This is a genomic window from Bacteroidales bacterium (genome assembly GCA_012519055.1).
Classification (GTDB): domain Bacteria; phylum Bacteroidota; class Bacteroidia; order Bacteroidales; family Salinivirgaceae; genus JAAYQU01.
Genome location: JAAYQU010000045.1, coordinates 184,472 through 199,227, shown reverse-complemented (window position 1 = coordinate 199,227; position 14,756 = coordinate 184,472). Strand labels below are relative to the sequence as shown.

General features: G+C 35.7%; 10 protein-coding genes. 3 read left to right on the top strand and 7 right to left on the bottom strand.

The window, feature by feature from the left end; all coding sequences use genetic code 11:
* Window positions 1-45 precede the first annotated feature (45 nt).
* Window positions 46-1,023, top strand: a complete 978-nt coding sequence (locus tag GX311_08970; GenBank protein NLK16513.1) for an AAA family ATPase — start codon at window positions 46-48, stop codon at window positions 1,021-1,023.
* Window positions 1,024-1,583: 560 nt separating this feature from the next.
* Here the strand turns inward: GX311_08970 and GX311_08965 are convergent.
* The 6 genes from GX311_08965 to GX311_08940 form a co-directional block, all read right to left on the bottom strand.
* Window positions 1,584-3,494 carry a GAF domain-containing protein gene (locus tag GX311_08965; GenBank protein ID NLK16512.1) on the bottom strand — a complete coding sequence of 637 codons (1,911 nt, stop codon included), beginning with the start codon at window positions 3,492-3,494 and terminating at the stop codon, window positions 1,584-1,586.
* 201 nt (window positions 3,495-3,695) lie between these two features.
* Window positions 3,696-4,331, bottom strand: a complete 636-nt coding sequence (gene nth, locus GX311_08960) for an endonuclease III (GenBank protein NLK16511.1) — start codon at window positions 4,329-4,331, stop codon at window positions 3,696-3,698.
* 87 nt (window positions 4,332-4,418) lie between these two features.
* Window positions 4,419-5,987 (bottom strand): M81 family metallopeptidase, encoded by a 1,569-nt coding sequence (locus tag GX311_08955; GenBank protein NLK16510.1) that lies wholly within the window; start codon window positions 5,985-5,987, stop codon window positions 4,419-4,421.
* A gap of 4 nt (window positions 5,988-5,991) precedes the next feature.
* The gene (locus GX311_08950) at window positions 5,992-8,082 is read right to left on the bottom strand and encodes a hypothetical protein (GenBank protein NLK16509.1); all 2,091 of its coding nucleotides are present in this window, start codon (window positions 8,080-8,082) and stop codon (window positions 5,992-5,994) included.
* A 106-nt stretch (window positions 8,083-8,188) separates the two neighbouring features.
* Complete coding sequence (ligA, locus tag GX311_08945) at window positions 8,189-10,210, bottom strand: NAD-dependent DNA ligase LigA (GenBank protein NLK16508.1); 2,022 nt, start codon at window positions 10,208-10,210, stop codon at window positions 8,189-8,191.
* Between the two features lie 201 nt (window positions 10,211-10,411).
* Window positions 10,412-10,954 (bottom strand): DUF3332 domain-containing protein, encoded by a 543-nt coding sequence (locus GX311_08940; protein ID NLK16507.1) that lies wholly within the window; start codon window positions 10,952-10,954, stop codon window positions 10,412-10,414.
* 543 nt (window positions 10,955-11,497) lie between these two features.
* Here GX311_08940 and GX311_08935 point away from each other — a divergent pair.
* Both GX311_08935 and GX311_08930 read left to right on the top strand, forming a co-directional pair.
* The gene (locus GX311_08935) at window positions 11,498-12,028 is read left to right on the top strand and encodes a hypothetical protein (GenBank protein NLK16506.1); all 531 of its coding nucleotides are present in this window, start codon (window positions 11,498-11,500) and stop codon (window positions 12,026-12,028) included.
* Between the two features lie 9 nt (window positions 12,029-12,037).
* Window positions 12,038-12,712 (top strand): hypothetical protein, encoded by a 675-nt coding sequence (locus GX311_08930; protein NLK16505.1) that lies wholly within the window; start codon window positions 12,038-12,040, stop codon window positions 12,710-12,712.
* A 192-nt stretch (window positions 12,713-12,904) separates the two neighbouring features.
* Here the strand turns inward: GX311_08930 and yidC are convergent, their stop codons facing one another.
* Window positions 12,905-14,752, bottom strand: a complete 1,848-nt coding sequence (yidC, locus tag GX311_08925) for a membrane protein insertase YidC (GenBank protein ID NLK16504.1) — start codon at window positions 14,750-14,752, stop codon at window positions 12,905-12,907.
* Window positions 14,753-14,756: the final 4 nt, after the last annotated feature.

The following is a 14,756-nucleotide window of genomic DNA, read 5'->3' as shown; positions in this document are numbered from 1 at the left end:
GCTTTAAACAATAAAACGGTCACAAACGAGCAACTAAAACGGCACTTGGCAAGCCTTGAAAAAGACTTAAAAAACAATGATAGCAAGACGTTAAAACGTATTCAAAGCAACTTGAAAGAGTTAATAAAGTACAACCAAACTATTATTGTAGAAATCGAGCCAAGCGCACTGAAGGAGTACAAACAGATATTGTCCGACTTATCGGTCGAGCCAAGCAAAAAAGTAATATCCGATTTTATTGTCGTACAAGGCAGTAGCAATAAAACTAAAGCAAGGTGCCTTTTAAAAGAGGTTGAAACACTGCTTACAAACTCGCAACTTGCAAATCGAGACTATTATTTAAAGATTCAAACCGTTTTAATGCGGTTTATAAATGGAAAAACTAAATATATAGAGACACCCGATTTAACACTATCGGGCATTGCGGGAATTGGAGACGTAGAAGTTAAACCGAATGCTTTTAAAAGCGGTAAGCCTGTACCGTTAACTAATTTTGTTAAAACCTCGTTTGTGGTTATCCCATTTACTGGAAAATGGTTGAAACTTATTGGCAACCCACAGCTACCAATGAAGATTATGATGTACGGCAACCCGGGCGGTGGCAAGTCGAGCCTTGCAATGATGTTAGCGTACTACTTAGCTTCTGAGCATGGGCAAAAGGTTTTAATAGTCAGCAAAGAAGAGGGTTTTAACTTTACCGTTAAAGAGAAGGCAAAACGGCTCAACTGCATACATGAAAACATTCATATAGTTGACACTTTACCCACAAATATAAGCGGTTACGACCTTATAATTTTAGACAGCGTTAACAGCCTTCGACTGTCGGCAAGTGATATGCGAGAGCTTTACGCAAAACACCCGGAAACATCGTTTGTAGTAGTTTGTCAGACCACCAAAACAGGCTTATTTCGTGGCGAAAAAGAGTTAGAACATGATGTTGATTGTGTAATACGTGTAAACGATTTAACAGCGCAAGCAGAAAAAAATCGTTTTGGCGGTTCGGAAGTTGTAAAAGTTTTTTAACTTTGCATAGAACTTATATTGAAAAAACATAGTGTTTTGATACATTTTTGACACATTAAAAATGTAATTATTTGATATATAGAGGAGTAATTTATTGCCCTACCCCGACCACACTAATGGCAGTTCAATTAACAATTGATAGAATAAATATCTGAATATTATAGAGACGTCATATTATGGCGTCTCTCTTTTTTGTTAATCGTGATAATACTCGTTTTATACCGATTGGATAGCTACTATAGTCCATACCTAGCTATCGCTCTTTTGAACTATGTATCTGTAGCATAGGTATTTACAATTGTATAATTTAAAAAATGGACTGTTATTAAATTACAATTAGTATTAAAGACGATAATTTTGATCTCGCTAAACGAACGTTGGTGGGTATTGCAAAAGATGCAAAAAATAGAAAAAAGGAGCGGATTTTTTCCTTGCTCCTCTTCCAATGATATTTACTAAAACTATTTACTCTATTATTGTATTTTTGTTTTTATAGCCCTTATAAACTGTATAATAAAATAAAATGCGACTAAACTACCGATTATTTGCTATTTATACTTTTAGTTTTGTAACGTTGCTTCTATTTCGTCATAATCTGAATCATTTAATTGATATTTAAGATCCTTTATTTTACTAAGTAATTCAAATTCACGGCGTTCCATATCCTCGCGTATTGTTGTAAGCTCCTCCATATTTTGTTTTAACTCCTCTTGACTTGAAATTAGCTCATCGGTCTTCATTTGCATTTCGTTAATTACAGATCTGTTTTCTGCAATCATTCTAAATAGTTTAATGGTTGATGCCAAATTCACAGATGCTTTTTTTAGAAATTCGACCTCAATTTCGCTTATGATTTTTTGAGCAGCTATCTCAATCACTCCAAGAGCTTCATTTCTATCGGTAATAAGTGGTACAAGTACAATGCAGTTCGGACTTCCAACGCCCAGACCTGTTGTAAAATGCACATAATCTTTAGGAATATCGGTTAGATAAATCACATCTTTTTCAAATAGGCAGGCTCCAACAAGTCCTTCGTCTTTGTTGAAACGTTTTTTTTCACATTTTCTGCGGTCAAATGCATAGGAAACAAAAAGATCGAGGTACTCACTGTTGCCTTCTTCATCACTTCTAAGCACGAATATACCTCCCTGTTGCGCTTCAATATTTTTAATACAAAATCTTAAAAATTCGAAGCATAGTGTGGAGGTGTCATTGTGGTCTGTTCTTAACAAGTTCGACACGTTGGCAAGACTTTCGTTAAGCCAGCCTCGCAGTGCGTTTTCCTTATTGTTTTTTTCCTGTTCAAGAGCCACTTCCATCAGTTTTTTCCGCATTTCAAGTAGTCCCAAACCTAACTCACCAGTATTTCCAAAGACGTTAACCTCAGAGTAGAAGTTACCATTGCCCACCTCTTTCGCAAAATCACGTGTGTTTCGAAGTGCTTCACAAAGTTCATTTATGGATTCTTCCATTGATGAAAATTCATCTTTACCTTTAATTTTTATTGTCTTTGGAAGTTCGCCTTGCCCTAATTTATTAATTGTTTTTTGTATTGATTTTATGGTTGAGGAGATATGCTGGCTGATTTTGGCAAAAAAGATTATCATTATTCCTGATATGATAATTATTAGCATCAGCTTTGTTATATAGGACCTATAACTATTTGTATTTACTCTATCGAGCAGAACTTGTATTATTTCGCTAAGGTCTTGCGCATAACCTATCGAGAGATTATTCAATTTTGCTATCGCTCCTTCGTTGTCATTTTTCCCAATATTAGCATCAATTACTGCATATTCGTTAAACAACTTTTTGTAATCCATAAAATGTTGCGCCAGTTCGTTCTGCTCACCGCCATAATTTTTACTTACGTAACTTAAAGCTTGTTGTACTGTATTTTCAAACTTTTGCAGATAGACCGTGTCGCGTCTAATAATATAATCTTTTTCATGTCGGCGAAGCATTAACATAAGACTCATTAATTGGTAGTCTTTTTTTTGGTTTGTAAGCCTTTCCACAGCGTGTATTTTACTCCTAAGCTGTCCTTCAAGCCCAAAATCTTTGAACCCACGCACAATAACTAATTCCTTTAGGTCTGCAAAGCTTTGCCTATAATCCACAACACGCCTGTTTAGCTCAATAAGGTTCTTATCCTCGATTCCTTTATCCTTTAAAAGTGTTAAATAATCGAGTGTCTGCGAAATTAGGTTATCGAATTTTACTGAGTTTGCGCTATTGCCTGTGCGATATAACTGATTTTGAAATGCATCTCTAAATAAAAATTCGTCTTTTGCGATTTGCATCATCAAGTTGTATTGTCTGAGCTTTTCAAGTGATAGAATTAACTCACGGTCGCGGTCACTTGACCTTTGTTGAACTAAAAAAATTACTGCAAACGCAACTATTGATGCAATGATTATCGACGCTGAAACAAATAGCAGCCTTTTAATTGTGTACCTTCTAAGATTCACGTTTGTAAACTATTTTGCATTACAAAGGTTTGTATTATTTTTTTACAAACATGTTTCTAAATGGTTACCTTTCTGTTAAAATATGTCTAAAACATTGTATATAATTGAAAACAAATAAGATAGTAATTAAAAGTAAGTTAAAAGAGTATAAAGTAGAAAGAAGAAAGCCTGAAGACCAAAAAAACAATTATCAGTTAATAATTACTTATTATTATAATAAAGACATAGGCTTTTAAGCCCACACTCATCACATTTTGGTTTACGGGCAGTACAAATATAGCGTCCATGAAGAATTAACCAATGATGAGCACGTGACAAGTATTGCTCGGGAATATGTTTTACTAACTCCCTCTCCGTTTGTAACGGATTTTTTGAATTGTTTGTTAAACCCAATCGGTTTGCCACCCTAAACACGTGTGTGTCCACTGCCATGGCGGGCTTATCGAAAGCTACCGATAAAATAACATTGGCTGTTTTTCGTCCCACACCGGGAATAGTAAGCAAAGAGTCTATATCAGAAGGTACTTTTCCGTTAAAATCAGATACCAATTTTTTTGCCATACCCACCAAATTTTTCGCTTTATTGTTGGGATAAGAGCAAGATTTGATGTACTCGAACACTTCATCGGGCGACGATGCCGCCATAACTTTGGGCGTGGGGAATGCTTTATAAAGTGCAGGAGTAATCAAGTTTACCCGTCTATCTGTACATTGTGCTGAAAGAATAACCGCTATCAACAGCTGGTAATTATTTTTATAATGTAACTCAGTTTCAGCCGATTCAGCATTCTCTAAAAACCACTGGACAACGTTTTTATATAGTTCTTTTTTTGTCATTACTTAGTATGTTATTACTTAAAAATTTAGTGTTTAGAATTCTAAGAGAGACTCTAAACACCAAACTAAAAAATCATCATCTTCGTTCTATCTCGCAATTGTATCAGAAAGCGGAATAAACCTTGCCGATAAGTCAGGATCTGCCATATCCGGATCAAGCGGGAACATCGGTCGATTAATTTCTTTGTATGGCAGGCGAAGCAAGTCCTGGTCGACACCACCGGGTGTTAGGGCCATAACCCAATCGCCACGCATATCGTACAATTCGGGAACTAAATAACCAATTTTCACAATTAAAATATCGGTTTCACGAGGATTTAATCCCAAATCAGTAAAATTCTTTTCGTAGTGGTAAGCCATACGTTTTTCGGTAACTATAACAGAGATGTTGCCACTTTTCACCACCACTTCGGTTTTAGCATTAGGATGTCCTTCCTTGATTGCTGTAATGGTTCCCTTTATGCGAACTGGAGGAGCGTATCGGTTATCAATGTCGGCTCCTGCGGTAGCATCAATTTGACCGCCAACTCCAATATTTTTTGCCTTTTCTACAAAATCTGGACCCGGAATGGATGCGTATATAACCGATTTTCCGTTCGGAATATTAATCTTAGGATTCTTAAAAATTTCGTGTAGCGTCCATGTAACATCACCTGCACCTCCAGCAGTAGGATTATCGCCCATATCGCTTATAATGTATGGTTTTTTATCGCTGGCGAGAGCTTTTTCAAATGCCTCGTCAAGATAAACAGTTGGAGCAACAAATACAAAATCGTTTCGTACACTCCAAAAATGTTGTGCAAGTTTTTCAGCTGCTTTGCCAACCAGTTCTTTATCATCGCCATAAGCCATTACAACACCGTGATTTCGAGGTTCATCAGCCCATGGATACGACATCCAAATTGCGGCGTCAATAACATTGTCTCCGTCAATAACACTTGGAATTTGAGCATAAAGACTTTTACCGGGCTCAATTCGTGTACTTGTTTTTTCACCAGGTAGCAGAATAGGAACAGGAATCCACGCTTTGTAAGCAGGTTTGCCCTTTCCGCTTTCCAGGCGGTTAAGAAGGTTGGTAACAGCGCGTTTTTTCGATTCGATTGCATCTTCATGTGGCGCAAGTCTATAGCATGTAATTAAATCGGTATTTTGTGCCAATCGAGGCGAAACACTTCCGTGTAAATCCATAGATGTAGAAATCAAAACATCTGTGCCCACAACTTCTCGAACGCGCACTAAAAAATCACCTTCAGGATCGGGTAATCCTTGTACGCTCATTGCACCGTGAATATCGAAGAAAAGTCCATCAAGCGGCAGGGCTTCCTTCAACATATTCAATGTTTTTGCAACCAACGATTCGTATGCTTCGCGTGTTACAATCCCTCCTGGCATAGCGTGTCCGCGAAGTGTAGGAATCCATTGCGCACGATTGATAATTCCCGAATCGGGGGCGAAAAACGGATAATAAGTGAAGACGCTGTCGCGCTCACGTGCCTTGAACGCTTCTTCAGTGGAAACTGCAGGCGAAAAAGTGCTCGACTCAATGGCAATGCCAGCGATGGCAATGCGTGGCAATTCTTTGCTTTTTTGTGTATTTTGGCAACCTACTGACGTAAGCAGTAATGCTGCGGAAATGCCGAATACTGATTTTTTCATATGTTTATAATTTAATTTTTATATTATTCATTCTCAACGGTGCAACATTAGAAATAGGATTAGCATCACGAACTGAGAAGGTATGAAAATGTTTCTCTTTATAAAGTTTTAATGATGATAGTTTTTGCGTGTAAACAGTCCATTGTTGCAATGGCTCAATTTTATAAGAAAACTCCTTTGCAAAGCCATTGTAGAAGACTATTACTAACTGATTATTCCCCTTTTTGAGTGGAAGAAAAACAATTTCCTGACCAGAGTCTACACGGTCGGGCGAAAAATGTGCTGTGATGTACTCACCATTGAGCAAAATGTAAAGAGCGTTTCCGCTTTTTATCTCTATTGCTATTTGCTGTTCCTTTGTCGATTCTATATCTTGCAAAAACACAATTCCAGATTTAGGCGAAATCTCCTCAGTAAGGGTTTTTCCGTATGGGAATTGACTAATTTTTGTCCATTTATCATCAGGTGTTATATTGGGGTTTCCCTCTAAACCTGTTAAACGCCCAAAAATCATACTACTGCATTTTCTATACATATTGTTCCATTGTACCGTATTTTGTGCCAATCTTACAGTTTTTTTAGAGGATGAGTTTAATATAACATTTTGTTTGTTATCATCTATTTCAACAGTAATTTCTCGTCCTATTTCGTTTTCAGAGAACATTATTTCGGGTACTACTTGACGTTTTCTGGTGCTGAAAGTCCAATTATAGCCGATTAAACTTTTGTATCCGCAATAGTAGTTGAGACTTGAATGTCCAAAAACAGGATTAGAGTTTTGAGGGGTTAAAACCCCATTGGTAACAGTTTTCGGTAAAATGACGAGGTCATTTTTAAAAGAGACTTTGAGCACTGTAAAAGGCAATTCGTACGTTGTTTTCGGAAGATGAATATGCCAATCACCGTAATATATTTTTGGTGGATAAAAATCGCAAAGTTCATTTGACCCCAAGACTTTCACTTCAGAAACCGAGCTTTTAAAACCGGAAATACTTATGCTCTCTTCAATGAAATCGTTCTTTACAAAAAGATACAAATCTTCGTTTTTTGTAGTAATATCGCCCCACTGATATGTGTGATTGAATGGATTTGCCGCTGTTCCGTAAATAGCTTCAGAATTGATTTTTATCCATTTCCCCATTTCCAACAGCACATCACGTTCAAACTCCACTACTGAGCCATCACCTCGCAATCCGATATTGAGCAGATAATTTCCGCCGCGACTTATAACTTTTACCAAACTTGTAATCTTTTCGTTAACCTTGTCTTGCACACTTCCGCGTTTTTGCCACGAACGATAACCCCATGTTTCGTTGAACATAGAAGCAGCTGTTTGCCACGGAATGCCGAGTTTGTAGTCGGGATATTCATTGTCTGCCATTACGGAGAAATCCACGTAATCGTTACCCAATCGTCCGCTAATCATACATTGTGGTTGAAGTCGATTTACAAGTTCGTACAAGCCTTTGCTCTGCGCGTTAGTGAGTGAACCCATGTCGAACCAAATTTCAGAAATATCGCCGTAGTTGGTCATAATCTCTTCCACTTGTTTCTTGTTGAATTCGTAATGCTCATCAGTTAAGGGGTCAGCATTATGACTCGAAATAGGGTAAGCATGTGGATAATTCCAGTCGATAAGAGAGAAATAGACTGCGAAATCTATACCTCCTCTTTTACAGGCACCGGCTAGCTCTTTCATCAAATCTCTTCCGTAAGGTGTGGCATCCACTATGTTAAAATCGGTATATTGCGAGTGATACATGCAAAAACCGTCGTGATGCTTCGATGTAAAAACAATGGAACGCATACCGGCATCTTTTGCCAATTGCACAATTTCATCCGGATTCCACTTTGTTGGGTTGAATTGTTTTGCTGTATTTCCGTACCAATCGCTAAAAATTCCAGCAAACGATTGTATCTGTTCGCTATAACCTCGCTCTACTGGTTTCCCTTCGTACACTCCTCCGTAAGCGGAGTAGAGCCCAAAATGAATAAACATAGAAAACTTTTGATCAAGCCATTGTTGCGACGGTTTTTGTTGCGCAGACGCAAGTAACGTAAAACAAAAAAACAGACCAAAAACTTTGTACTTCATCTTCTTATCTTATTTTGCCCACTTAATCATCTCATTAATTAACAATTAAGGTATATACCTGTTTCGCTTGTCTTTTATACAAATCTCTCGATTCCATCTATATTTTTCAATCGTTTTTGTTAATCATCTTTAAAAACTCCTCTTCGGTAATCATTTTTACACCGAGATTCTGTGCTTTTTTTAATTTGGATTCTCCTGCATTCTCTCCTACCACAATCAAGTCAGTTTGTTTACTGATTGAACTAACAGGCCTGCCACCATATTGTTCTATTGTTTGATGTATTTCATCGCGACTAAAGTTATTTAGCTTACCTGTTGCTAAAATGCGCATACCGTTGAGTTTATTTATAATAGTAATGTTTTGTTCTTCAATTTCCATTTGCAAACCATGAGAAGCTAGTTTTTTTACTATTTCGATATGTTCAGGTTTTGAAAAATAAGATATTACACTTTGTGCAATTTGTGGTCCTATTTCGTCAATCTGCATCAACTCCTCTTCTGTTGCCGTAATTAGTTTCTCCATTGAGCCTACGTGTTTAGCGATAAGTTTGGCTACAGTCTCTCCAACATGTTTGATACTAAGGGCAAAAAGAACTCTTTCAAAAGGTACTTGTTTTGATGATTGAATGCCCGAAATAATGTTTTGTGCCGATTTCTCGCCTAAACGCTCTAAATTTTGCAATTGACCTACGGTTAAGTCATAAAAGTCAGCCACATTTTTAACAAGCCCCTCTTTATATAACATTTGTATTGTCTCTTCGCCCAACGTCTCAATATTCATGGTTTTTCTGGCTGTAAAGTGTATTAACTTTCCCGTAATTTGTGGCGGACAAGCATCATCGTTTGGACATACCCAAAAGGCTTCGCCTTGTTTACGTTCCAACAGTGTATTACACTCTGGGCACAACTTAACAAACGTAACCTGATTTGAATCTACACTTCTTTTGGATTTATCAACACCTACTATTTTTGGAATAATCTCGCCCCCTTTTTCAACATAAACTGTGTCATTGTAGTGTAAATCCAATGCTTCGATAATATCTGCATTGTGTAGTGATGCTCTTTTAACTGTGGTTCCTGCCAATAATACAGGCTCTAAATTAGCTACTGGTGTAACAACACCTGTTCTTCCTACCTGAAAGTCAACAGACAATAGTTTTGTGGATATCGTTTCTGGCTTAAACTTATAGGCTATCGCCCAACGTGGGGATTTAGCTGTCATTCCAAGCTCAATTTGCTGTGCAAAATTGTCAACCTTAACCACAATACCATCGATATCATAAGGTAATGACACTCTTTCCTTATCCCACTTGCGAATAAACTCAATAGCCTTTTCAATTGAGTTAAACCTGTTTATAACCTTTGGGATCTTAAATCCCCATTCGCCTGCTTTTTGTACTGTTTCGAAGTGGGAATCGGAAATATTAAAATCAGACGTTATTGAATATAGGTAACAATCAAGGGGGCGTTGAGCTACTTCGCTTGAATTAATAAGTTTAAGGCTACCCGCTGTGGCATTTCGCGGATTGGCGAATGTTTTCTCTCCTTTGGCAGCTCTTTGTTCGTTCATTTTTAGAAACTTGTCACGTTCCATAAAAATTTCGCCACGCATTTCAAAAAATTCAGGATAATTAGCTTGTTGGAGTTTCAAAGGTATTGATTTTATGGTCCTAACGTTTTGAGTAACTATATCACCTTTATCGCCGTCTCCACGAGTAAGTGCTCGTTTCATAACGCCGTTTTCGTAGGTTATACTTATTGATACACCGTCATATTTAAGCTCGCAAACATAATCGACACGATTTCCCACAACCTGTTTTACACGTCTGTCAAAGTCAAATAACTCTTCTTCGGAATAGGCATTTGACAACGATAGCATTGGATATTTATGTTCAGCCTGTTCAAACTGTTGATTGATATCGTTGCCTACCCTTTGTGTAGGCGAGTTTATGTCAAAAAATTCTGGATTCTCTTTTTCTAATTGCTCTAACTCGCGCATTAACATATCAAACTGTAAATCACTTAGTTGAGGCTGATTCTGTACGTAGTATAAATGGTTATGATATTCTAACTCCTCACGCAGCTTGGCAATGCGCTCTTTTATTGTCTCTTTAAAATTGTCTGACATTTCTCTTTAATTATATGTTCCTTAGCTTAATGTTATGTAGAACTCAAAGTTGCGGAAATTTATTTTATTATCGACCAGTTTTTCTAAGAATTTAACAAAACAATCAATAATACTGTAGAGCCGTTGCAGGCATCGTATCTATTTATAAAAAGGGCCATCTTATAATAAAGACAGCCCCCACACTTAAATCTATTTTGTGTATTATTTTACAGCAACAAAACCACTAGCAGCCATTAAAGCTGTTTTTGGTGACATGCTTGAATGATCTACTTCAACAACATTGTTTTTTGAATAAATTTGAACAGTGTTATCGTTGATAGTCATAAGTTTTTCAACGTTGCCATCAATAACAGAATACCAAGTATTGTCATTATTGTCGAAACGTAGATCGTTGATCAACGTTCCGCTTTCATTATGGATCGTTATATGATCCTCTGCAACGTTAACAGTGTACATTTGTCCATTCATTTCCACTTGGTTAACACCTTCGTTAAGTGCCATTGGGTTACCACCAGTCCAGAACTCTACAAGGTTAAGAATTACTGCATCCAAGAAAATTGTAACTTCATAAACAGGAATAATGTGAAATCCCAGGAAAACAACTTCTTGTACAAATTTATTTCCAAGACCCTTGTTCCAGTCAAGAACTTTGTTAGTTAAAGCAAATGAGCCTATACAACCGCTCATTGTGAATCCCATTACTGCAATCATTGCTACTGCAACAAATTTTCTAATTTTTTTCATAAATAATCATTTTTAGGTTTAACATAAAATATTTAAATAAAAACTGTTTCAAATATCCAACATTTTTCCAAAATAATAAGTCAAACAATAATAATAAATTTATTACGACATCTGACGATATTTTTCAAAGGACAATAACAATAATCTTGCCACATAAAATAAAATTGATGTAAAGATATTTTATCAATTATTAGTAAACAAATAACCAATTAGTTACTCTTTAGTTCTCAATTATAATAATCATCAAAATTACGATTTATAGAACTACTAATTAAATAAAAAAAAACGATTAAAACAACTTTTTTTACATTTTAAAAATTTAATAGCAGTTTCTTTACTGCTTGCAACTTTTTCACAACATACACAAAGTAGCAGCATAATTAAAATGGCTTAATTATCTGAAAGTAATAAATATATAGCAAATAGAGTTTACACTCTTTTAGTAAAATTTCAAAAACAGAGACCAGCACAAAAGCGGTCTCTGTTTTTGTTTAAAAAAGTTGTAAATTTGCTTTGTAAAAATATGAACTAAGCTTATTGACTATGAGACAATTTATCACTTTGATTTTATTAATAGGACTGCAATTGAGCGTTTTTTCGCAAATTACTCCTTCAGTTTATACCGGAATTGGAATGGGAACTAACTTAGGTGGTGTTGTTGGTATTGGCACCGAAGTTAGATACAAATTTATTTCAGCTAACTGTGCAATTGGCAGTTGGATTAAGGAGCTTCCTCCTCATACCGGAGCTAAATCCCGATTTGACTACGATTTAGGATTAAAGTTATACTCAAAATATGGGTTATTATTAGGAGTTAACTATGGGCTTATCGACGAAGCTTTATATACCAAAGATGGACAAGATTTAATGCACTTTGAAAAAACGCGTGGATTTTCATTCACATTAGGGTATAGACGCAATATTTTTAATAATATTTTTGGAATGGCTTACATTGGATTAACATCTGATAAAAAGGCAAACACCTTTAGTCTATTTGATAATAAATCATTTTTTCCAAGGCTTGGGATAATTTTAGGGTATGACTTTAAGAAAAAGGAAAAGCCTGCCGATTAAATTAAAAAAATGAGCGTAAACTTAAAAATAGCCTTTTTTCTAGTTGTCTTTATCATAATTGGAAAAGTTACACTTGGACAAGAGAAAGAGAACTGGAGCCACAACATTGGAATCAACCTATTTCAAATACCTGCAACAACTATTGATTTGACTTATGAGTTTTCAAACAATCCGAGATATACTATGATTGTTAATCCTGGATATACCATAAACTATGCAAAATCTTTTGATTTTATCGGTTTCTTATTATCCCCACATTACGACTGTGGAAACTTTGGATATTCAATGAAAAAACAGTCAGGCGGATTTATAAAAATTGGAATGAGATACAATTTTAGAAATAGTGCTGATAAAAATAATTACTTTTATTTGGGAGCATTCTTAACAAACTCATTGGTTATAGAGAATGCCGAATACAAAAACTGGACAAATCCTGACAGTCAGATTGAATATTTAAACCACAAAATCTTTATTTTTGGACTAACAGGTGCTGTTGGTTATAATTTTAGAATTTCAAACAAACTAAGTTCTGATTTTGGTGTGCAAATATCTGTACCATCAAAGAACTACAACGATTTATACGGATACTGCAATTACATTCCCGGAATGGGATATATGGAGACTTGTGGAGATGAAAAGATTTTTCCATTAGTAGTTTTAAACTTAAAATATAGTCTAAAATAATAGCAACGCACCAATCGGTAGTAATTGTTCATTTTAAATTACAATTGGTATAACCTGATTAATCGACAATTTTTTCGTTGCGTATCAGTCAAGAAAACGTTTTTTAACGTGGGATGACGTTTTTTAATATTGGTCGTGTTTTAAAAGTAGAGACGGAGCATGCTCCGTCTCTACTTTCAACTTTTAACCCCATTACTTTCTGCGTTGTTGTGCTCTTTGGGCTTTAGCAGCCTCTTCCAAACGCTGTTGGAACTTAGACTTTTTTACCGGTTTTGCTTTGTTTGCCTGCATTTCGGCGCGTAGCTTATCGCTATCAACCATTCTATTGAAAACCATAGTTTGAATAATTGTAATCAACAGCGATAAGAAGTAATAATAGCTTAACCCTGATGCGTAGTCGTTGAATATAAATAACATCATTACAGGCATCATATACATCATTATTTTCATGCCAGGCATTGAGGCACTACTCATAGATGTTTGATCATTAAATTTAATGTAAATAACATTTGTAATTGCCATCAATAGACAGAACAAACTGACGTGGTCTCCATAAAATGGTATTGTAAAGGGTAGGTTAATAACAGCATCATACGAACTTAAGTCATCAACCCATAAAAAACCTTGTTGTCGTAGCTCAAATGCTGAAGGAAAAAACGAGAACATGGCTATCAAAATCGGCATTTGTAAAAGCATCGGCAAACAACCTCCCATAGGACTTACTCCAGCTTTTTTATACAATGCCATTGTGGCCTCTTGCTTTTTCATAGCATCTTCACGATTTGGATATTTTTTGTTAATTTCGTCAATATCAGGCTTTAACACTCTCATTTTGGCAGTCGATAAATAGGACTTGTATGTGAGTGGAAATATTATCAATTTAACCAATATAGTAATGATAAGAATTACTATACCGTAGTTAGATATAAAGCTACTTAAAAAGCCAAATACTGGTATAACAAAGTATCGATTTACCCACCTAAAAATACCCCAACCTAAAGGAATAAGTCTATCGAAACCTTGCTCATAAGAGGCTAACTGATAAAAGCTATTGGGTACAAAATAGAATGTAAAATCGTGAGTCTCCTCTTTAGCGGCTGAATATGGAATGAATGAGTTGATACTAAAGTCTTTAACATAACTATCATCTTGATGTGTCTTAGTTTTAAGCAATACATCGCCCAAGTTTTCTTTTGAGACCAAAATGGAGCTAAAAAAGTGTGTTTTTAAACCAATCCATTGAAGTTTTTCATTAATTTTTTTCTCGCTATCAGATCTTTCTGGCAGATAGTCAATCTCTCCTGCTGCATATTTGTAATAAATAGTACTTTTTTGACGCTCCCATTTTAACGACTTCTCTGTTCTGGGTACCAAATAGCTCCAGTCAAACGCTAAATAGTTGGTTTTAATTACATCAGCCATATTGACTATATTAACTGAAAAATCGACTACATAATCGTCATTTTTTAAATTATAGACGTATTCTATGTATTTATCTTCTTCTGCATTTAAACGTAGTTTCAATATTGTTGAACTGTCGGTTTTAATCTCTTCTGATTTTTCCCAAAACAGATTATTTGTTTTTATTGGCTGAGTTGCATTCTGAGCAATAAAAGTAAAACCAAATACAGTAGTGTCTCCATCAAACAGCTTAACAGGCAGAGAATCATAGGTTTGGTACTCTTTAAAGATAACTGAATAAATACGTCCTCCTCGTTTTGAAATTTTGATAAGCAATTTTTCGTTCTCAAGCTCATAAAATTCGTTATTGCCTTCTAATGCTTTATTAAAAGAAGCAAAAGGCAATTGAATACTTGAACTATCTACAGCTGTATCTGTCGCTTCACTTATCACGACTTGCGACTCTATCTCTTTTTCTTTTAATAGGTCTTCAGCTGCTTTTTGTTCGTTTGCATTTCTAATTGAATCGCGTACATATTTTGCTCTCTCAATCTGCTCTTCGCTTGGTCTTGTAAAATATCCCCAACCAAGTAGTACAATAGCACTTAAAACTAATGCTATTACTGTATTTCTGTCCATTTTA